The sequence below is a fragment of the Leclercia sp. LSNIH1 genome, from assembly GCF_002902985.1.
In the GTDB taxonomy this organism is placed as follows: Bacteria; Pseudomonadota; Gammaproteobacteria; order Enterobacterales; family Enterobacteriaceae; genus Enterobacter.
Genome location: NZ_CP026171.1, coordinates 179083 through 199500, shown reverse-complemented (window position 1 = coordinate 199500; position 20418 = coordinate 179083). Strand labels below are relative to the sequence as shown.

Annotated in this window: 19 protein-coding genes; 12 read left to right on the top strand and 7 right to left on the bottom strand. The window is 48.3% G+C overall.

The features are described from left to right. Nucleotides 1-7: 7 nt before the first annotated feature. The 9 genes from C2U54_RS26255 (at nt 8) to C2U54_RS27935 (ending at nt 8645) form a co-directional block, all read left to right on the top strand. Entirely contained in the window at nt 8-1216 is a 1209-nt protein-coding gene (locus tag C2U54_RS26255; RefSeq protein ID WP_000506888.1) for a DUF4236 domain-containing protein, read from the top strand. A gap of 17 nt (nt 1217-1233) precedes the next feature. Continuing rightward, the gene (terW, locus tag C2U54_RS26250; RefSeq protein ID WP_001176767.1) at nt 1234-1701 is read left to right on the top strand and encodes a tellurium resistance protein TerW; all 468 of its coding nucleotides are present in this window, start codon (nt 1234-1236) and stop codon (nt 1699-1701) included. 463 nt (nt 1702-2164) lie between these two features. Continuing rightward, the gene (locus tag C2U54_RS26245) at nt 2165-2803 is read left to right on the top strand and encodes a vWA domain-containing protein (protein ID WP_001388628.1); all 639 of its coding nucleotides are present in this window, start codon (nt 2165-2167) and stop codon (nt 2801-2803) included. A gap of 22 nt (nt 2804-2825) precedes the next feature. After that, nucleotides 2826-3467, top strand: coding sequence for a TerD family protein (locus tag C2U54_RS26240; RefSeq protein ID WP_000116681.1), 642 nt, complete (start codon nt 2826-2828; stop codon nt 3465-3467). Then, a complete protein-coding gene (locus C2U54_RS26235; protein ID WP_001253658.1) occupies nt 3467-4105 on the top strand; it encodes a vWA domain-containing protein in 639 nt (212 codons plus the stop codon). The genes C2U54_RS26240 and C2U54_RS26235 overlap by 1 nt, the downstream gene beginning before the upstream one ends. An 85-nt stretch (nt 4106-4190) precedes the next feature. Then, nucleotides 4191-5231 (top strand): TerY-C metal binding domain-containing protein, encoded by a 1041-nt coding sequence (locus C2U54_RS26230; RefSeq protein ID WP_040113321.1) that lies wholly within the window; start codon nt 4191-4193, stop codon nt 5229-5231. Beyond that, entirely contained in the window at nt 5231-6868 is a 1638-nt protein-coding gene (locus tag C2U54_RS26225; RefSeq protein WP_040113320.1) for a PP2C family serine/threonine-protein phosphatase, read from the top strand. Before C2U54_RS26230 ends, C2U54_RS26225 begins: the two co-directional genes overlap by 1 nt. A 25-nt stretch (nt 6869-6893) precedes the next feature. Further along, nucleotides 6894-8393, top strand: a complete 1500-nt coding sequence (locus C2U54_RS26220) for a helix-hairpin-helix domain-containing protein (protein ID WP_032610464.1) — start codon at nt 6894-6896, stop codon at nt 8391-8393. Between the two features lie 198 nt (nt 8394-8591). After that, entirely contained in the window at nt 8592-8645 is a 54-nt protein-coding gene (locus C2U54_RS27935) for a DUF4113 domain-containing protein (RefSeq protein ID WP_223203177.1), read from the top strand. Between the two features lie 51 nt (nt 8646-8696). Here C2U54_RS27935 and C2U54_RS26210 read toward each other — a convergent pair whose 3' ends face one another. Then, nucleotides 8697-9506, bottom strand: coding sequence for a DsbA family protein (locus C2U54_RS26210; protein ID WP_015062990.1), 810 nt, complete (start codon nt 9504-9506; stop codon nt 8697-8699). A gap of 105 nt (nt 9507-9611) precedes the next feature. Between C2U54_RS26210 and C2U54_RS26205 the strand changes: the two genes are divergently transcribed. Continuing rightward, nucleotides 9612-10223 (top strand): hypothetical protein, encoded by a 612-nt coding sequence (locus C2U54_RS26205; protein WP_015062991.1) that lies wholly within the window; start codon nt 9612-9614, stop codon nt 10221-10223. Nucleotides 10224-10281: 58 nt separating this feature from the next. On the opposite strand, the gene C2U54_RS26200 is transcribed toward C2U54_RS26205, so the two are convergent. The 3 genes from C2U54_RS26200 to C2U54_RS26190 are packed head-to-tail and all read right to left on the bottom strand — an operon-like array spanning nt 10282 to nt 11906. Next, the gene (locus C2U54_RS26200) at nt 10282-10704 is read right to left on the bottom strand and encodes a hypothetical protein (RefSeq protein ID WP_015062992.1); all 423 of its coding nucleotides are present in this window, start codon (nt 10702-10704) and stop codon (nt 10282-10284) included. Between the two features lie 34 nt (nt 10705-10738). Next, nucleotides 10739-11131 (bottom strand): hypothetical protein, encoded by a 393-nt coding sequence (locus C2U54_RS26195; RefSeq protein WP_040113319.1) that lies wholly within the window; start codon nt 11129-11131, stop codon nt 10739-10741. A gap of 25 nt (nt 11132-11156) precedes the next feature. After that, on the bottom strand, nt 11157-11906 hold the full coding sequence (locus tag C2U54_RS26190; RefSeq protein ID WP_040113318.1) for a thioredoxin fold domain-containing protein: 750 nt from the start codon (nt 11904-11906) through the stop codon (nt 11157-11159). A gap of 147 nt (nt 11907-12053) precedes the next feature. Between C2U54_RS26190 and C2U54_RS26185 the strand changes: the two genes are divergently transcribed. After that, complete coding sequence (locus C2U54_RS26185) at nt 12054-12569, top strand: lytic transglycosylase domain-containing protein (RefSeq protein WP_032610469.1); 516 nt, start codon at nt 12054-12056, stop codon at nt 12567-12569. 99 nt (nt 12570-12668) lie between these two features. Then, entirely contained in the window at nt 12669-13235 is a 567-nt protein-coding gene (locus C2U54_RS26180; protein WP_015062996.1) for an HAD domain-containing protein, read from the top strand. Nucleotides 13236-13606: 371 nt separating this feature from the next. On the opposite strand, the gene C2U54_RS26175 is transcribed toward C2U54_RS26180, so the two are convergent. The 3 genes from C2U54_RS26175 to C2U54_RS26165 are packed head-to-tail and all read right to left on the bottom strand — an operon-like array spanning nt 13607 to nt 20056. Then, on the bottom strand, nt 13607-17596 hold the full coding sequence (locus tag C2U54_RS26175; RefSeq protein ID WP_015062997.1) for a conjugal transfer protein TraG N-terminal domain-containing protein: 3990 nt from the start codon (nt 17594-17596) through the stop codon (nt 13607-13609). An 8-nt stretch (nt 17597-17604) separates the two neighbouring features. Further along, nucleotides 17605-19020, bottom strand: coding sequence for an IncHI-type conjugal transfer protein TrhH (trhH, locus tag C2U54_RS26170; protein WP_103181210.1), 1416 nt, complete (start codon nt 19018-19020; stop codon nt 17605-17607). Next, nucleotides 19010-20056 carry a thioredoxin family protein gene (locus C2U54_RS26165; RefSeq protein ID WP_040113317.1) on the bottom strand — a complete coding sequence of 349 codons (1047 nt, stop codon included), beginning with the start codon at nt 20054-20056 and terminating at the stop codon, nt 19010-19012. Before C2U54_RS26165 ends, trhH begins: the two co-directional genes overlap by 11 nt. Nucleotides 20057-20418: the final 362 nt, after the last annotated feature.

Genomic DNA, 20418 nt, shown 5'->3' with positions numbered 1-20418 from the left:
AATCATAATGGGGTTCAGGTTCAGAAAGTCGATCAACATTATTCCTGGTGTTCGCCTCAACCTGAGTAACGGTGCACCGAGCCTGAGTGTCGGGCCGAGAGGTGCTTCCGTTTCTTTTGGAAGCCGGGGGACCTATGCCAATCTGGGCTTGCCCGGTACCGGGCTGAGTTACCGTACCCGGCTTGACCGGGCCGCGCGTTCCGGAGGTGGGAACCGGACGGCTACCGACCCGGGGCTCAGACAGGCGCTTGAGCAGGAAGCCGCTGATCTCATGTCAGCGGTGACCGCAATCCGTAATATTCACGAGCTGACGCCGGATCCCAAAACAGGCATCAGCTGGGCAGAGCTGGAAGCAGTATACCTGCATAACAGAACGTCGCCTTTTCAGGTTCCGGCACCGGTGCGTCCAGAAAAGCCAGACTATCTTGCATTGCCGGAAAAGCCTGCCGAGAGCGAAGGCATTAGTTTTCTGGGTAAATGGTTTGAATCGGAATCAGCTAAAGCTGAGCGCCACGCCGAAAATCTTCGCCGGTGGCAGCAGGAGCTGATTGATGTGGAGCGTGAGAATACCCTTCGACAGCACCGGTACCAGCAACAACGGACGGCCTGGGCCGAACAGTATGCAAACTGGAAGTTTGAGGCTGAAGAACATGAAAAACGGCTCGCCACGGCTCAGGCAGATGCCCGGCAGCAGTTCCGGACAGACGCCGCGTTTTTCGAATCATACCTGGCGGGTGTGCTGGCAGAAACTGAATGGCCGCGTGAAACGCTTGTTGCATTTGAAGTAAAGCCGGAGCTATCAGCAGTCCTGCTGGATGTTGATTTAGCTGAGATTGAAGATTTCCCTGATAAGATTTACGGCGTTAATGCCCGGGGCACGGAGCTGACGGAAAAAGCCATGACGCAAAAAGCCGTACGCGAAAACTATGCCCGCCACGTCCATGGCTGCTTGTTCCGCCTGGTCGGTATCGTTTTACATACGCTACCGTTCGACAACGTGATTGTGTCAGGCTTTACGCAACGGGTCAGTAAGCGGACCGGCTATCTGGAGGATGAGTATATCCTGTCCTGCAAATGCAGTCGCAGCCAGATGTCGTCAGTAAATTTTGCAGGCTTAGAACACATTGATCCGGTTGAAGCGTTAGGCGATCAACCGGTTATTCGAAAGATGAGCAGTACCTTCATTTTTCAGCCTATTGAACCACTAACCCTTTAAGCAGGCTAAATCTTACGATGCAATTAAATACCAGACAGGCCCGGATTTTTAAGCTTGCCAACTTACTGGGCACCGGCAAGCCCGTTTCCGCTGCCGACATTATAACCAGTCTGGAATGCTCAGAGCCGACATTAACCCGGGCACTCAAAGAGCTACGCGAGTCATATTCTGCGGAGATCAAATACAGCAAGGCAGGTCATTCATACCATCTCGTTAATCCGGGCCAGCTGGATAAAAAGACCCTTCGCCGGATGAATGAAGCGCTCGCACAGAATGCTGAACTGAAAACCGGTGAGTCCACAGGGAAGGTCGTACTCGATAAGGATAAAAAAACAGCCGTGTCATTATCGCTACGCATGCGGATTTTAAGAAAAATTGACCGTCTGGCTGCGCTGAGTGGCTCGACCCGAAGTGAAGCGGTAGAGAAGCTGGCTCTGCACTCCGTTGATGAACTGATAAAAGAATACAGCGCTAAAAAGTCCTGACGCTAAATCTCAGACCGGGGTGAAAACCCCGGTTTTGTCATATTTCACCTCTGTATCTGCGTGACGGAGTTTTGATCTATTCTCCTCCCGCAATGTCAGCAGCGCCTTTCTGCCTACAAAACCTGGTGTCTTGACATCCTCTTGTGCTACACATCAATCTTTGGGCGATTTACACTCCATTCATGCAGATCTGTGATGTATGATGATTTTCATACATAAGAAAGTTTATTTTTGCCGGAGTTTTTTTCAGAAATCTTATATTCCAGTACGGTCTGAATTTTTTTCTCTGATAAGAGGCCATTCACATGTCGGTAATTCAATGGTGGTTAACTTATTTCTTTAATGCCGCTTCTGAGTATTTAATCTCCACCCGACAGATGTCGTGCCGTTTTATCAAATCTACAAACTCTGGCCTCTTCCTGAAACTACTCTCCTCTTCCGATCTCTTAAGAAGGAATTACATTTGAGACGCTTACCCGTATATCTGCTACTCGACACGTCCGGCTCTATGCACGGAGAGCCTATCGAAGCGGTTAAGAATGGCGTTCAGACGCTGCTTACCACGCTGAAACAGGATCCGTATGCACTCGAAACGGCTTACGTGTCAGTGATCACCTTTGATTCTTCAGCCCGACAGGCAGTCCCCCTGACAGACCTCCTGAGTTTCCAGATGCCAGCACTAACAGCCAGCGGCACCACCTCTCTTGGCGAAGCGCTTACCCTGACGGCCAGCTCCATTGCCAAAGAAGTACAGAAAACGACGGCTGACACTAAAGGTGACTGGCGTCCCCTTGTATTCCTGATGACGGATGGAAGTCCGAATGATGACTGGCGTAAAGGCCTAAATGACTTTAAAGCGGCCAGAACCGGCGTTGTTGTGGCATGTGCAGCCGGGCATGATGCCGATACCAGCGTCCTCAAAGAAATCACTGAAATCGTGGTTCAGCTCGATACAGCTGACAGTTCGACGATTAAAGCTTTCTTTAAATGGGTCAGTGCGAGCATTTCGGTAGGCAGTCAGAAAGTGGAGTCCAGCAAAAAAGAAGTGATCGGTCTTGAAGACCTGCCACCACCGCCGCCAGAAGTAAACGTGGTCTTATAATTTTATTAATTAAGGGGATGTCATGTCTGTCAGTCTGAGCAAAGGCCAGGGCGTAAGCCTGAAAAAAAATGAATACGATCTCTCGTCCGTTACTATCGGCCTGGGTTGGGATATTAATGAGGAAAAGAAAGGTTTCCTCGGCGGGATCTTTGGTAAAAAAGAAGAAGAATACGACCTTGATGTGATCGCTTTCCTGTGTAATTCAGCCGGAAAGGTGACCGATCTCGGCAATGTGGAAAATGGTAAACCAACGCTTGTGAATGGCGATATCATCTTTTTCAACAGCCTTCGCCATAAGTCAGGAAATATCTGGCTGACGGGCGATAACCGAACCGGAGCCGGTGACGGTGACGATGAGCAAATTATTGTGCGCCTGAATTCCCTTGACGCTCAGTACGAGAAAATTGTGTTCATCGTTCAGATCTACAATGGTGAAAAGCTCCAGCAGCACTTTGGTAAAGTTCAGAATGCCTTCATCCGGGCAGTAGATGCCCGTAATATTGAAATGGCACGATTCGATCTTTCTGGCGGACCCGCCTTCGCCAGCCAGCGCTCCATGGTTTTTGCCGAGCTGATACGCGAGGCTACAGGCTGGAAACTCAGGGCAATTGGTGAGCCTTCAGAATCAGATTCGTTTGTCTCGCACCTGAGGAATTACATGTGATGCGCCGCCTGCCTGTTTACCTTGTTATCGACACATCCGGCTCGATGCGCGGTGAGTCCATCCATTCCGTTAACGTTGGAATTCAGGCGATGCTTAGCGCTCTTCGCCAGGATCCCTACGCCCTCGAAAGCGTTCATATCTCCATTATCACCTATGACAATGAGGCGCGTGAGTTCATTCCTCTCACGCCGCTGGAAGACTTCCAGTTTTCTGACATCGTTGTGCCAAGCGCAGGCGGGACGTTCACCGGTGCTGCCCTTGAATGTCTGATGCAGTGTGTTGAACGGGATGTACGTCGCTCAGATGGTGATACAAAAGGAGACTGGCGTCCTCTGGTATTCCTGATGACTGATGGAACCCCTTCTGATGCCCTGGCGTACGGTGAAGCGGTAAAAGCGATTCGCGGCCGGGGATTCGGATCCATCATTGCCTGCGCCGTTGGTCCTAAAGCAGGCCATGAGCACTTAAAACAGCTCACCGATAAGGTTGTGTCTCTGGAGACGCTAGATTCAACCGCGTTTGCAGGTTTCTTTAAATGGGTATCGGCCAGCGTGTCTTCCGGCAGCACAAGCGCGGGGATCAATAACGGAACTGATACCCTTCCCCCTCCTCCACCAGAAATCCAGCTGGTGCTCTGACAGACAGAAAGGTGCTGCTTTCCGGGCAGCACCTTTCTGTACAGCAACGTTTTCTGCTGGCCGTACCAGCCGTACGAGGAAAATTATGAGACGCCTTCCCGTGTTTTTTGTCCTGGACTGTTCAGAGTCCATGATTGGTGAAAACCTGAAAAAAATGACTGATGGTCTGCAAATGATCGTCGGAGATTTAAGAAAGGATCCACACGCACTTGAAACAGCCTGGGTTTCGGTAATCGCATTTGCCGGTGTAGCCCGTACGATTGTACCTCTTCACGAAATTGCCTCGTTCTACCCTCCCCGCCTTCCCGTTGGCGGCGGTACGAGCCTTGGGGCCGCATTGCGTGAGCTGACCGTACAAATTGATACCCAGGTCAGAAAAACCACTCATGAGGCTAAAGGCGACTGGAAACCCGTCGTGTATCTCCTTACCGACGGACGTCCGACTGACGACACAACCGCAGAAGTGAAGCGCTGGAAGGATCACTACGCGAGTAAAGTGAATCTCATTGCCGTTGGCCTGGGGCCGTCAGCGGACCTGAATACCCTGCGGCAACTGACAGAGAATGTCATGCTGTTCACCGAGTCTCAGGAAGGGGACTTTACCCGCTTCATCAAATGGATCACAGCCTCGGTTACGGCGCACAGCCGCAGCGTCGGAGACGACAAACAACCTGAGCTCAGCCAGACTGAATACATAGTCCGGCTGGCCAAGGACGAGCCAGTAAAAGCGTACGACGAAAACTGCGTTACGCTTACCGGCCGTTGCAGCAAGACCCGTCGTCCGTATCTGATGAAGTATGAACGGCCACCAGCAAGGATTTCCGGGCTCGATTTCAACCTGAACCTGAACAACTTTAATATTGCCGGATGCTATCCCATTGATGAGGACTATTTTGCGTGGTCAGATGCCACCGCTACCGATTTGCAGGTAAACACAAGCGAACTGCATGGTGTACCGGGTTGCCCCCACTGTGGTAATGCCAGTGCGTTTGCCATGTGCTCATGCGGGAAGTTGCTCTGCATTGATGGCCCCGATGACGTGATCTGCCCATGGTGTGAAAAAGGTCTTTCATTCAGCAATGATGGCGGAAACACTAACTTCGACGTAAACAGAGGGAGAGGTTGATGTCGCAAAATACGTCACTTGAAGAAAAGATTATCCGCTTAGTTCTGTCTGAGCTCAGCCACACCGCAGAAGGTGAGCGGCTTTCCCTTCCATCCCAGGATCCTGCCCTGTCTGCCGAGGTTATGCAGCTTATAAAGCGGATTGAGAACCTTGCAAAAGGTACCTCTGCACTGGTTAACGAAGGTGAGAACGAATCAGTGACTGCCCTCCCGCCTGCTCCAGGCCTTGCCGAAAAGCAACAGCCGGTCGGGACTGATGAGGATATGCAGGGAAACCACGCTATTGACAAAAAAGAGACGCAAACAGCCACAGTCAACGAAACCAGCCCTACATTGTGGAAATTGATGCCTTTTTACGAACTTCAGAAACCAGGAAAAAATGAAACTGAAAACCAGCCGTCTCCGATACTAAAACCTGGGCAGGTACCGGAAAGCCAGCATCGGACCGGGTCAGCAGTGCAATGTGTAATGCCCCCGACAGCGAGAATAACCATACCCAACGCCCGCGCAGGCGAACGTTTCTCTTCGCCGGTTGCCATCATACTGGATGAGGGTGGACGGGCGACGATAAGAGACGTTGTCTTTCCCCGGGACATTGGCTTGTCGTATAAAAAAGAACAAGGGTTGCTCACTGGCATACCCACTGAAATTGGCGATATTGAGCTTTCAGTACTGTGGTCATACACTTCGCACGACGAATGCGAAACAAAGTTACTTTTTGTAGTAAACCCGGATCCGAGAAGCCTGTGGAAGGTAATAGAACCACCAGCAGACACTCCCTACCCTAAGGCCCATCTGGACTCTGCTGGCCTGGTCAGAGATAACATATGTATTGCTGCCGCCAGTCGCCGGGGCCGCTCTCATGAGCATGCCGGGAGCTTCAGAGATGATGACTTCTATATCAACCACTGCCAGGAAACAGGATGGTCTGTCATGCTGGTCGCAGACGGGGCCGGTAGTGCAGTAAATTCCAGAGAGGGATCGCGAATTGCAGTCATGACGGCTGGCGATTACCTTTTCAATCAGCTCAGTGGAGTGAAAGGCGTCCGTTTAAAAGAGCATATCACGACTTGGGAAGGGAGCGATCAGCAGGCAACCATAAACGCCATGCTTCATCATTTTAAACAGGCAGCTACGCTCGCGGTCAACAGCATCCAGAACGAAGCCATTTGTGCAGAACAACCTGTGAAATCCTATTCAACAACCCTTCTTGCAACTGTAGCACTGCGAACTGAAAACGAGTTGTTTGCAGCTGCTTTCTGGCTTGGCGATGGTGCGATAGGTGCATACAGTCCTTCAGGTAAAGTCAGGATACTTGGAAATCCCGATAGCGGAGAATACGCAGGACAAACCCGCTTCCTTGACCAGAGCATTATCGCAGACCCATCATTTACTGGTCGCATCAGCGTGGGCAAATGGAATGACGTATCTCACTTGATCCTTATGACCGACGGCGTATCAGACCCTCTGTTTGAGACTGATAACGGGCTTCGCAGTGACGAAAAATGGACCCGTCTCATTAATGAGATCTCCCCTATCCTCGCAGACGCCAGTATTGCGTCTGAGGGGTTAGGCGACTGGTTAAACTTTTTCTCCACTGGGAACCATGATGACCGCACTATTGCGGTGTTGTGGTAAGGGATACGCTTTTTCGGTGATCAATATGGCAAATATCGTTACGTGTAAAACAAAGAACGGCGAAACAGTCCAGTATGTTGACGAGGTGATTGGTTCAGGCTCGATGAAGGATGTTTACTTTTCGCCTGATAAATCTTACGTCGTCGCTTTTTATCAAAAACCGCAGAATGAGCAGGCCCGGGATCGTATTGATATGATCACCGGCCGCTACAGGCAAAACATTTTTGGACAATCCGGTGGCGAATACTGGAAGGATCTGTTTTGTTGGCCGACCCACGTTGTTGAGCATGGGAATAAAATCGGTATCGTGGTTCCAACCTACCAGAACCATTTTTTCTTTAAATATGGTTCCAAAAACGATGATTTTCTGGATATTAAAGGCCGGGAGAAAGAAGGCAAATGGTTTGCCAGCGCCAGCAACCAGAATAAATTCCTCGATCCGCGTGAACGAGGCAATACGCTTACCTATCTCAAAGTCTGTCTGCTGCTGACAAGAGCCGTCAGAAGGATGCATGCAGCTGGCCTCTGTCACAGCGATCTCAGCTATAAAAACGTGCTGATTGATCCAGAAATGGGCCATGCCTGCATCATTGACGTAGACGGCCTAGTCGTTCCTGGAAAGTATCCTCCCGATGTGGTGGGCACTCCGGATTTTATCGCTCCGGAGGTGGTGAAAACCAGCCATCTTTCCAAAGAAGATCCGAACCGCGTACTGCCAAGCATTACTACTGACCGCCATGCACTGTCGGTGCTTATCTACATGTACCTGTTTTTCCGTCATCCGCTACGTGGCGGAAAAATACATGACATGTCGGATGAAGTGCGTGATGAAACCTTATCAATGGGTGAGAAAGCGCTCTTCATTGAACATCCGACAGACAAAAGTAATGCAGTCAAAATCAGTCAGTTATCCTCCTTTTCACTTCCCTGGGCTGACCCGGGTAAAATTCCTTACACCATCATGGGTCCCTACCTGACGTCATTGTTTGATCGAGCCTTCATCGATGGCTTACATGATGCCACAAAACGCCCTACCGCCGATGAGTGGGAAAGTGCCTTGGTTAAGACCGTTGACCTGATACAGCCCTGCCAAAACACGAAATGTGAACAGAAGTGGTACGTTTTCTCGGGTAAGACAAAGCCGGTCTGTCCTTACTGCGGTACGCCGTATAAAGGTAAGTTGCCAGTGCTTAATTTTTATTCTTCTCGTAAAGAAGGCAGCTATCGTCCTGACGATCACCGGTTGATGGTCTGGAGCGGGCAGTCTATCTATGCGTGGCATGTGAATCGTCTTATCGCGCCAAATGAACGTACAACGGATGCACAAAGGAAACGGGTTGGTTATTTTGTTTACCATAACGATCAATGGTGGTTGGTAAATGAAGGCATATCAGGACTAATGTCATTACCGGATAAGCGGCAGATTATGGTTGGGGAAAAAATAGAACTGAAGAATAACGCTCAATTTGTTTTGTCAAAAGAGGAAGGTGGCAGGCTGGTAGTCGTTCAATTAGTAGAAAACTAACAAATATCTCTTACCAGATTTTAGCTGTTACGGCATTGAGCCACTCATCGCGACTAATTCGATGAGCGGCCCGCCAAACGAGGCTGTGAAGCGCTTATGAAGGCGATGGATCGGTTTAACAAAGAGCTGCGTAGCTCTCTGTTCCTGCTTGGGGAAGGGATTCAGCAGGATTTCAGGGGGTAGCAGACCATACTGTCAATGTCGCCACGGTATACCACTCGCTGGAATGAGCTACTTGTCGTAAAAGCCTGACATCCATGCCAGTGTTACCCGGCATGGTCAGTTCTGGCATGAAAAGCTACTTTAACCACCACGGGCCTTCTGGATTGCGTATTTCAGGGTAGCTTCGTCGACAGCCCCCGGGATGAATGATGTCGTTGCAGCATCGGGTTTTTGCATGTTCATGATAATGAACCCTGGCGTTCCGCTGATCCCGAGAGCTTCCCCCAGTTGCATATTTCCGGAAATGACATTCTCATAGCGACTTTTTTCTCGATCGCTGAATGAGCTGTTGAACCCGGATTTATTCACCACCATGTCTAAATCACTGAGCGTAAACCCTCGCTGGTTGTTGAAGAATACATACGCGCTGGTCATCAGGTTGTTGTGGTACTTACGATACGCTTCAGCGCCAAATGCCTGGTACACATGCAGGCCTGTCGCCGCCCCCATCGCAGAAACGGGTTTCGAACCAGCGAAGATTGGAAATTCTTTAAAGAAGAATTTAACATCGCTGCTCTGGCTCAACACGGATTCAACGACCGGCGCTACCTTCATACAGAAATGGCACTGGTAGTCGAAAAACTCGATGACGGCGACGGCCGCATTATCCGGTCCAATGTTGGGAGTCTCTTTGGTCTCGAAGAGAGCCGGTGCGTAAGGGATGATCCGCTCAAGGGAGGCGTTGGTATTTTGGTTTTCAAGAGCCTTACCCGCTTCAAGCAGATACTGAGGATTTTTTACCAGATAGGTAGCCGCTACCTTTCCTACTTCATCGTTACTGGGGAGCTCAGTTTTAAAATATTTCGACGTGATATACACAGAGCCAGCCGTCGCAATCAACACAGAAATTAAAACAGACGCTACGGGTTTTAAATAATTTAATTTAGTCATAGCCACCTTTACGAATTCAACTTGTTAGTTATCAACCTGTGTTCGATTATACTGTCACAGCACATCGGAATTATTCGTTAAAGAACCCTTTTTGGAGGAATTAGAATGTTACGGCATTTATTCTTACTGACCGCCACAACGTTCTTATGTGGGTGCAGCTATCATTTCGGGAATGATGTTGATGCTTACGATTTAATGTCACGCCCGGTAGGCAACAAGAAATTTGAAATTGTAGCGCCTGATGACAGTATACAATCGCGCATGTTTGCAGCCCGGTTTGCGAGTGGATTAACGGGGATAGGGTTTAATATTTCCAACCATCTGCCCGACTATATTCTCAGATTCAGTTACAGTAAGACCCAGGAAAATATGCAATACAGTGAACAGCTGGTGACGGGCATAACCGGATATGTCGTCGAGAAGAAGACAACGAAAAAAGATAAACACGGGCAGACTCAGACGGACTATGACTATAAACCCGTCAGCGGGATCGTGGGGTCAGAGACGATATCACAGAGGCATTTCTGGCGCCGCCTTGATGTGGAAGTCTACCCTGCGGGGAAAGGGGCACAACAGGTTCTTAAAGTCAGTATGCAGAGCAATGCGCCAATCCCATCGGACAGCATTGCGTATTCCGCAATGATCGACGCTCTGGCCGGGAAACTGGATGCCCCGCTACGCTCCGGAAACTATGTCGCATCGGTTCCCTGGAACTAATGACCAGCACCGCAACGCCCAACCGCAAAGTGACTTTTCTCACCTGCATGCCGCACCTTTACCGGCCTCCTCTGTTGAAATCATAGAGCCGGTAAAGATCACCGATCGTCATTGCATCCACTTTGGACACGAACAAATACTCAAACTGCGCTTTCTGAATATCTGACACTGACGCATCGTCCAGCACCTCCTGGTAAAATCGAGCACTGATGCATCTCTCCGGATGCATGAACTGGTACCGACTCTGGAGAACCACCATTAGTAAAAACAGAATCAGCAGAACGAGAAGTAATATTTGGTTGGAGAGCTCCAGTCCCAGCGACACACCGATGGTTGCCAGGAAACAGAGAGTCCATCCGACCAGGGCAAAAGGAGCCTTTTGGATCTTTTGTTGGTAATAACGGAAGATCACCGGATCATTTAAATACCGCTTATCCGGTAATCCCGTTGCCCGGGTGACAATGCTGAGCCAGAGCGACATTTTCTAACCCCCAAATCGCGGATATACGGCGCTCTCAGGCCATACGTTCATAAAAGGCAACCAATGGCTGGGTGATGGGGTTTTGTACAAGCTCGGGGCGAATGACTTTCAGCTGCCTTACCGGCGCTAGCTCATCCGTCGGCTTCACGATTCCATTGCCCGGACCTTTCCGGGTACTGTCGGTGTTCACCTTTAGCCTGTCATTATTCAGATACGATTCAACCCGCTTAGACATGGCGTCGCTGGGGGATGATGCGTCATTAAGTTTTTTTAAAACCGCGTCTTTATCCGTCTGAGCCGCAGAGACCAGCAGTTCACTGCTGGCCTCAATGTCTGCGTTGCAGGACCCGAACTGGCATTGGGCCGCAAAGACGGGTTGAGTGCCAACCGCCACGAGCATTAACGTTGTCAGTATTACAGATTTCATAATCACCTCTTGCAGTCGTGAAAAGTCACTTTTGTGCGGTGCCCATGCGGGTCACCAGATTTTCCGGGCTCAACCAGCCGGTGAACAACTGAGGTTTACCCGACAGCGTTACCATGGTTGGCGTACCCTGAAGCGGAATAGTTGAAGCAACCTGGAAATGCGATTTGATAATATCGAGGCAGGCCGCGTCAGGCCGTCCTTCCGGAATGATTGATATCGAGCTCATTGCAGCATCCAGCGCATCATTAGGTTTGGCCGCACACCAGATTTTTGCCATATTCCCCGCGACCACGGAGTTCAGGCCTGCACGCGGAAAAGCGAGGAATTTTATTGAGATCCCGGCATCGAGATAGGATTGAAGATCATGATGTAGTTTCTGGCAATACCCGCAGGTTATATCAGTAAACACCGCCAGGCGATATTTTTCATTCGCCGACTTATATTCTATGGATTTTGTTTTAGCAGCAAACTCCCTGACGCCTTTCAGTATCGCCTGTTCCGTTGTATTCTCCACATCTTTGCCGTTAACATGAAACAAGCTCCCGGTAAAAATGTAATCACCATCTTTGCTGACGTAACTCACGCCTTCTCTTGAAATCACGGTATAAATATCTTTTACTGGGGATGGTTCAATATGCTCGATGGACAGCCCAACTTCTTTTAATTTCTTCAGTGCTGCATCAGGAAGCACGTCAGTTTTCACTGTCTGGGCATTCATGCTAAAGGCCGTACAAGATGCCAGTAATAAGAATGATGCCTTGATAGTCTTATTCATTTCAGCTCCTTTAATGGAGCATTAATACTATCATGCGAAAAAATCCTCCAAATTCGCTTAAGGGACAAAATTCCCTCCCTATAGTAAAAATTTTTAGCCCGCGATGTGGGAGAATATCCAGTATGTAATTCCAGTGGAGATTATCTCGTGTTTATACCACCAGCAGATGATGTGAAACCTATTCCCGTTCCTGTTGAAGTCTACACACAGTGCATTACCGATGCCTCCCGCTTTTTCGGGATTGATGCAGAATTGGTCTTTACGCTTTTTGATAATGAAGGCGGAAAAGTGGGAACGTTCAGCCGGAATAAAAATGGCACTTATGATATTGGACCTATGCAGATCAATTCGTCCAATCTGCCGGAAATACGTGGCCACTTTCCGTCTGTTACCTGGCGGGTATTGGCCTATGACGCCTGTGCCAGTTTCTGGGTAGGTACCTGGTGGCTTTACCGGAAAATTGTAGACCGAAATGGTAATGTATTTGAAGGGATTGCCGATTACAACAGCAAAACCCCTAAGGTCCGGGCGAGGTATATCTTTAACTTCATGGTCAAATACAATCGCCGGATTCAGGGCCGGAATGGCATGGACGAGTTATATCAGTGGACGCAACCAAAGACCCAGTACAACGGACATATTGTAAAAAATGTTCCGGAGTAAATTACCCCCCTACTCTCCAATTTATTGTTTAGTTGTTTTACGTGGCTGTGAACAATTCATCACTGAGCGAGTGAAACTGTCCCGTGAAAGAGGTTAGGTATGCTCCAATCAATATACGAATTCCTGTGCAAGATACGCTGTTCTCCACAGAAGCTTAGAAATAAAGACTTGGACGGGATCTTGCCTCAGGATGAATCAACAGCTGGCTTATGGGGACCTCTGCCATTAATCCATATTGTTCTTTTCCTGGATTTTGATGGTGTAATCCACAAATGTCAGAATGAATCTTTCGAACGGATGTATTTGATTGAGAAGTTACTTGATGCAAGTCCTTCAATGTTCATCGTTATATCAAGCTCATGGAGAGAATGCGGGAGTATTACCTACCTAAAGTCACTTTTCCGCTCGCCGTACAGAGACCGGGTAATTGGCGCAACCCCATCCCTGTGTCTACCCTCGGGGGGAATAGGGGTACGTGCAGCTGAATGTGAAGAATTCGTGGCCAGGCACCAGGTAAAAGCCTTTATCTGCCTTGATGACGATACGACCCTGTTTCCGCCAGAATATCCGCACCTGATCCGTACGGATTATTACACGGGGGTTAAAGAAAAGGACATAACGGATCTGATAGCCAGATATAACCTACTGATGGCCCGTTTTTATTAAAAAAGTAACTTTTCCACACACTCCGTTAAAAAAAACCATGATTCGCCATCTACCAAAAACACTGCATCAGTCGATCAGAAAAGTAACTTTTTCCTCAACTTTAATTTAGGCCAGTAAGCATTCACGTTTCTTAGGGTGGCGAGTGAACTGGATTTGGAAAGAGAATTTGAATCGTGATTAAGATAGTATCCTGTTTGACCATTGTTTTAAAACTGAACAAACCTTATCCAATGCTCAGTTAGCCGGTGTACTTTTCTCAGATTCGTGGTTTACCTTGAATAGCACTGCCGTGAATAGTTATTTTCCCCGGATGCAGGCATAAAAAAGCCGTGCCCAAAAAGAGCACGGCTTTTATCAGTCAGTATTCACTCCTACTTCTTATTATCATTCAGCCAGTTTTCAGCTCTCTCTATTCTCGACTGATACGGTTCGTTTGTATTGTTAAGGTCTGACTTCATAAAGTTAACGAACGCATCTGCTTTATCCGACCCGAAGCGTGGATCATCGGTCAGTTGCTGACGAATCGCACGCTCTGAGTTTTGTGATGCACTCTCATACGTCTTGATCCCATCACTTCCCATATCCTTATAACGGCTGGTCACCGCGCTCAGACCATCTGACATTTGCAGGTGGTTGCCAACCTTGCCCAATAACGAACTCGGCATATTTACCGGATTCGTTGCATCGTTTGCCAAAGATGCGGGCGTAGTCAGGACCCCAATACCTGAGAGCATGTCGTTTACGGGTTTTGCTCCGATAACGTCAAGCCCTCTGGCAACACTCTCCTGGCCCGATAAAAGCGTACTGCCAATCACACTACGTTCTGTATTGGACTCAATTTTATTACCAGCAAGGGTATCAATCGTGGTTTGGGTTCGTTGGCCAACGATCCCGCCGCCAGAGCCGCCTTCACCAAGATTCGCCCTTATTGCTGAATCAAGAGAGCCTGAAGCCTTGTTGTGCATGTTGAAACCTTCATGGATACTCTGGAGATCATTCATCCCCCAGCTAACGTTGTAGTGACCCAGCTCGGTGAGGAGGCTTTGAGTATCCGCTTTCAGTTGTTCTTTCTCAGCGCCGGTTGCCATTGTACTGGCCCCATAGGTAAACACGGCTTGTGCGGCCAGCTCCGCCCGTTTGTCATCCGGCTTTTTGGTTGGGTCATTTGCAACCCTGTCAAAATAATTCGGGAGGTTGTTTGATATCCCGCGTATCTGGCTATCTCCGTACATAGAATTCAGTTTTTCGCTGGTATTACCCATGCCTGAAGTAGCATGCTTGCCGCCTATACCAGTTTGAAGCTGGTCGAAAGTTTGGTTGGCGTTCTTAACGTCCTGCCCAGCCCCCTGAATTCTTCCCACGGTCTCATTAGTCACTACAGGGGTATTCTTATCCAACGACGAGAGAACACTTTGGTTTTCTTCGCTATAGGAGTTAGCTACATTACCTTTATGAATGCCCTGAATATCTTCTTTACTGACCGAGCCCACATTGTACGGCGTAACACCTGATTCGGTTTGTCCGCCAATATGTTGATTAGCATTCTGCTGGTTCTGTGCCAATCCAGCTTTCGCCTGAGCATCCAGACCTTGCCCTACGTCAGCAACACGATCGGCACTCATTACGCCGGAGGTATCTACATGGTCTGGTGTGCGCTCCTGCGCCTGTGCAATGGTATTAATACCCGATGCATCACCAGTGATTCGGTCAAGTTGATTGGTAATTGGCAGCATCTGTTGAGCGTTACCGCCGAAGTCAGCAACCAGCCCTTTAAGCAGGCTGGAGGTCTCACGCAGATCCTGCTTATTGCTCTCAGCCGTTTCACCCCTGGCAGTATCAATCGCAATTTTTTGCTCACTAAAGTCGCGTGTCGTTGCCACCAGCGCATCAGTTCGCTGGAGTTGTGATCCCAACTGAGTGCTGGCCTTAAATGTGTCATTGTAAGAATTGAATTTATCCATAAACGCATTCTCATCAAGACCATTTTTCCGTGCAAAATTACGCACATCATCATCGCTGAAGTTTTTATTACGAATAGAATCGGAGAATCTGTCTAGGTTGACAGACTGTCTTGAGTCGAGTGTCATGCCGGTATTAGCGCTGGCGTTCGTTGAAAGTGACGTCGACAGATTTTCGGCCATTGTCTGTGTTGCCTGGTTCATTTTTGATGCAGCTTCTTTGAATGCATTGGTCTGTGCAAACTGATCACTGTTTACCTGAGAAGCCGCTTTACTCATTTGTTCAGAAAGTCCTGAGTTTTCTGACAATTGAGTCGTAATAGCTTTATTCAAATCAGTTAAGAGGCTATCACTGCCTGAATTCGATTTTGAGATCCCTGAACCAACGGTACCCGATGCTTTCAGACCTAGTGAATCCATCACTTTCTGACCTATGCCCCCAGCCCCCCCTTTTCCAAGTTTTTCCTCGCCACCAAGTCCCAAACTTCCATTGAGGAGAAGGTTTGACACCACACCAGCTAATTGCTGCGAATTAATTCCGTGCTTCGCCCCTACGCTATTAGCGACGTTTGCACCGGCCTGGTCTGTATATGATTTCAAGTTTTGCAGATTCGAGGAAAATTGCTGGCCCGATTGCCCCGAACGACCAACTTCACTCATCTGATTGTAGGCCTGCTGGAATGAATTACTTGCTGCACTCATGACTGATGAGGTCATTGCCGCCCCTTGTCCCTGGCTTGACGCGATACTTGAACCTGCATTCCACGTACCGAGTCGGAAGTTACTGGAGTCCATGGCCCCGCCACCGCTGAACCCCTGCCCGGTGCTTGTCAGTGCTGTACGATTAACATCCCCAAATGATGATTTTCCGCTATTTGGCGCATCCCACACTTTCGGCGTGAGGTGGCTGGAGTCCACAGGTGCGGGTGGCGTAACTCCTTTCATCGCATTCATCATTGGATGAATGGATTGCGTCATCAGGAACAGCGTCAGGACTGGGATAAGAGCATAGAGCGCTGATGCAACTGATAAGTAAGAACTATATGTTTCGGCAAGCCCTGGTAAGCCCATCCAAGTCACCGCGTTACTCTGACTATTCAGTGTGCTCCATGTATCAAGATCCGCTGTTGCCACCTTCTTCACGTAGGCATTGACCATCACCGCAGTAATCGGCCACATATTAACGAAGAGAATCAACTGAAGATATTTTGCCGCTGCGGCAACACCGTTTCCGCCGAGTGCAAGCAGCATGAGCAATGCAAACGGAGCAACCATGTACGCAAACATTTCAAGAAACGCAATTGCCGCACCAGATAATTGCAGCCAGAGCTGCCCCTGAGATGCCATGGTATTCGTACGTTTTAATGATGCCTCAAACAGTTGCATATCCGAGGCCAGACCAAGTGGGGTTTTGTATTTACTGGCACCATTACGTAGCTCATTCATGATGAACAAAGAAAGCGTCGCGTCATAAGCGCCAATCGCCTTGCCATACATGCCGTTCGCCGACGCCATTACATCCGTGAAGCTCGATCCGGATGCGGCACCGCCCGCCTCTTCTGGGGTAAGAATACCGTTTGTTTGCCCAATCAAAGCAATCGTCTGTCGAGCCTCCGGGGTGCTCGTTACCTGTTTAACGGTCGACCAGACCTCTTCACAAGTCGCTGACTTTGAACTATTCACACCCACGATGTTAGCAGATGCGTTCTTCAGCGAACCTTTCATCGCCTGATTAATGCGTTCCATGCTTTCCGCGACATTTGAAGAGAAAATATCGTTAAAAATGGTTTCTTTCCCAGCGATTTTCGCGCTTGAGTTTTGTGTTCCCTTGAGGCAGTTATAGGCCAGTGATTGCACTGTCGCACACACGTTCATCGCACCTAATCCGCTAACTGGTTCGGGGAACGCTGAACAATACCCCTGGCTGTCCCCGCCCCATTGTAAGAATTTAACGAAGCGAATCATCGGGCCAAGAGTAATGTCATCATCAAGCGTGGTTGCGGCAAAGTCGATCGGCGCCAGCGGATCAAACGCCGTTTTATAGTCTTTGAGTAGGCCCTGGCTAAGGTTAGTGGTTACAGTTCCCATCGCCGCGATAAAAACAGGAATACCATCGACATTTCTCACTTCACCAGACTTAACCGATTCAATAGTCACATCCACGCGTACTATTGCCATCGAAAAAAGAATCAGCCCAAGAATCCATGAAAATATCGGCACCTCTGCTTTTGTCGGGTTCAACAGCCAAAGCCATGTTTTATAAAACAGGCTGGCTCCAGCCAGCACCGCTGCCGTGGTGAGAAATGCTTTTACACCGGTATATTGTGAGAAAATCAGGGCAATCCCGTTAAGGGCGGACCACACGAACTCGATATCACCTACTGTATAGATGTTGTAATCCATATCAGACCTCAGTTACCTGTGCCACGAAGACTTTCCATGAACGCCTTACTCTTTAATCGGCGATCATCCCATGCTGAAATGACATCAGAGCTGTTACCTACCTGGCTACGGGTGAGCTCGTAAGCTGCTTTTACCTGATTGCTAAGGTTTTCAGATAACCGAGTCAGGTCCTGCCGCCGTCCGGAAAGTGATTCACTGGGGATATTCATAGCGCTGATCTTTGCTTCAACTTGCCGAAGCATGTTAATGACAAGGCTGGTGGCCGCTATTGCACTGATATCCTGGATATAGGCATAGCCTTCAGGGACATCAAAAGTCTGAAGAGAATCAAGAATTGTTGGGATGCCGATATAAGAAATAATGCGTAATTCATCATCAGAGATCCTGACATCGCTGATTGCCTTTGTTTGAACCTGAATTAGGAGGTCTGAAATCGTATCCTTCAGTCCTTTGAAACCACCATCCATCACTTCAGACATAACCAGGCATTGCGACTTTCTCGCTGAAGCAGGATCGGGTACAGGCGAACATTTGAGCATTTTTATGGAGCCACCAGCCGGAGGACCCATGATGAAATCCGATACCGTCATCGTCGATGGACGAACTTCCATCCCCGCTTTTTCACCTTTAGCATCCCAGTTGATAATCACAGTGCCGACAAGCGACATCAGCTGCTCTGCGAGTTTGTAGCCAGATAATTCAGTCACGCCACCGATATTCATAGAACCTTTATCGATGTCCATAAATGACATATAGAAAAGGTTTCCACTGAATTTTTCAGCAAACTCTTCAGGGTCTTTTGCTTTTACCTGGGAGGTCACAGTTTCTGGCGACTTGGTCATTGATGAACCGAAATCAGGCAACAATCCATTAAGAGTACCAAGCATTGAAGCTGGGCCGGAACTGACCGCATTCGCATACTGGCTGGGTGGTCCAACATTTTCAGAAAGAAACGAGTAAGTAGCGTTGCAGGAATCTTTGGCAAATTTGTTCAACGCCTGCAATTTGTTCTGGATATCATTAATAGTCGCAGCACAGTCAGCACAGATTGCCGATACCGCGACATTAAATGCATAAATCGCGGCCCCCTGCGCGATACCGCGAGCAACCTGCACCAACTGATCTCCGTTAATCATACTGAATGAACCGAGGAAAACATCGATGCCGTTACAGCCGACGGAAGCTTTGGGGAAAGACATTGAAACTAAATTGGTATTCACGTTTGTTGTGCGGTAGGAAAAAGAGCCGCCAACCACACCGGTACGGGTGGCCGTTTCAAAACTGGCCGGGCTGGTTGTCGTCATCATTCCATTAAAAATATTACGCATGGCGTTATCGGCACCGGCATTTGGTGCAATCATCGCCGTGCAAACGGCTAACGACAAAAGTAACTTTTTTGCACAAACATGGAGGTTAGCGCGCATATGGGCCTCCTAAACTGCCACCAACATTCAAGTAGTTCACAGGGTCCGCTGTAGGCATATCGTACCCTTCCAACTTCTGGTCCATTATTCGTTGCAATAAGAACGGGTCAGATTCCATTTCTGATTTATTCACTGTAATTACGCCATCCTCACCAATGGTATATTGGCGCTTAATATCTAACGTGGATTGGAATGAGGCATCATCAATCAGGTTCATGCCCTTTGCAGCCAGAATAATAGTATTCTTGAGCGCCTCAGCAGTGATCATACCTTCGCTAATTCGTTGCGCTGATGACCCGTCTTTCGACACAAGGAAAATAGTTGGCACTTCGCGGATTTTGAATTGATCAATAATCTGCGCATTAGGGACAGAGAAATCCTGGAACAACCCATTTTGTAATGGTCTGCCATCCATGCTGACAGGGAGAATGTCGACCGAATAGTAATTCTGCATAAACTGGAGGATTTGACTTTCTTCGTGGCAGAACTCACAGGTACTCTGGAAAAAGAAAAAGAGCCCGGATCTTGTGAAAATATCTTTCATTACCGTCTGCTGGTTTTTTTCCACAACCGTACGATGTGCATCCAAGGCAACCTTCTCAACCGGCTGTCTTCGTTTTTCAGACATCATTGGATTTTTAAGAAAATAATCTTTCGACTTATCCGAAAATCGCGTACCGATATCCAACATTAAACGTTGCGCTGTATAAAACCTCGATAAGTTTTCAGGGGTCGGATTATCCATTGCCTGAGTCAAAAGCCGGGGCATATTGTCCTTTAGCCACTTTGAATTAAGATCAATCTTTTCTTCTTGTACTGGCTGGGACGAAGATGCAACAGGAGGCGTAGTCTCATTAATTTCTTCCTCAGTTTTCCGGGCTGGGTCGTCATACCAGAAAAAACCTTTCTTAAAGGCTTGTCCTGACACAAATGGGGTGTCTTTGATAAGGGTCTGGTCTTCATTTGCATGGACGCCAGTTATAAACAAAGACATCAACACTAACATCTTTGAAGGCAGTAACGTTAATCGAGTCATTCACCGATCTCCTCATGGAATAGAGGTATGATGGCATAAAAAAAATCACCGGGAGTTCGATAACGGAGTAGATTTCATGCGTTAAAAAACCAGAAATGTGACGCCGACAAAGCCCCAAAAACGACAGTTCAACACAGTGTCCCGGTAAAGACATGGTCTGTAAGAGAGAAATGGATTAATTATATGACGGTACAGTAATGCAAATTCGCGTTGTCATTCAGACAACACTATCCAGATTATGAACGATCCCCGTACTTTGCTGGTTAACGCATAAGGGAATTTATACTTAATTGAATACCTATAAGAAACGAAATTGGCAGGCGCATCATAAAATCTGGACTTTTCAAAGACCGTAATGAATC

Coding starts and splice junctions, on each gene's coding strand:
- C2U54_RS26255 (WP_000506888.1), top strand. CDS start 8: ATGGGGTTCAGGTTCAGAAAGTCGATCAACATTATTCCTGGTGTTCGC.
- C2U54_RS26225 (WP_040113320.1), top strand. CDS start 5,231: ATGTCGCAAAATACGTCACTTGAAGAAAAGATTATCCGCTTAGTTCTG.
- C2U54_RS26220 (WP_032610464.1), top strand. CDS start 6,894: ATGGCAAATATCGTTACGTGTAAAACAAAGAACGGCGAAACAGTCCAG.
- C2U54_RS26180 (WP_015062996.1), top strand. CDS start 12,669: ATGCTCCAATCAATATACGAATTCCTGTGCAAGATACGCTGTTCTCCA.
- C2U54_RS26200 (WP_015062992.1), bottom strand. CDS start 10,704: ATGTCGCTCTGGCTCAGCATTGTCACCCGGGCAACGGGATTACCGGAT.
- C2U54_RS26230 (WP_040113321.1), top strand. CDS start 4,191: ATGAGACGCCTTCCCGTGTTTTTTGTCCTGGACTGTTCAGAGTCCATG.
- trhH (WP_103181210.1), bottom strand. CDS start 19,020: ATGCGCGCTAACCTCCATGTTTGTGCAAAAAAGTTACTTTTGTCGTTA.
- C2U54_RS26205 (WP_015062991.1), top strand. CDS start 9,612: ATGTTACGGCATTTATTCTTACTGACCGCCACAACGTTCTTATGTGGG.
- C2U54_RS26175 (WP_015062997.1), bottom strand. CDS start 17,596: ATGGATTACAACATCTATACAGTAGGTGATATCGAGTTCGTGTGGTCC.
- C2U54_RS26240 (WP_000116681.1), top strand. CDS start 2,826: ATGTCTGTCAGTCTGAGCAAAGGCCAGGGCGTAAGCCTGAAAAAAAAT.
- terW (WP_001176767.1), top strand. CDS start 1,234: ATGCAATTAAATACCAGACAGGCCCGGATTTTTAAGCTTGCCAACTTA.
- C2U54_RS26235 (WP_001253658.1), top strand. CDS start 3,467: ATGCGCCGCCTGCCTGTTTACCTTGTTATCGACACATCCGGCTCGATG.
- C2U54_RS26210 (WP_015062990.1), bottom strand. CDS start 9,506: ATGACTAAATTAAATTATTTAAAACCCGTAGCGTCTGTTTTAATTTCT.
- C2U54_RS26190 (WP_040113318.1), bottom strand. CDS start 11,906: ATGAATAAGACTATCAAGGCATCATTCTTATTACTGGCATCTTGTACG.
- C2U54_RS26165 (WP_040113317.1), bottom strand. CDS start 20,056: ATGACTCGATTAACGTTACTGCCTTCAAAGATGTTAGTGTTGATGTCT.
- C2U54_RS26195 (WP_040113319.1), bottom strand. CDS start 11,131: ATGAAATCTGTAATACTGACAACGTTAATGCTCGTGGCGGTTGGCACT.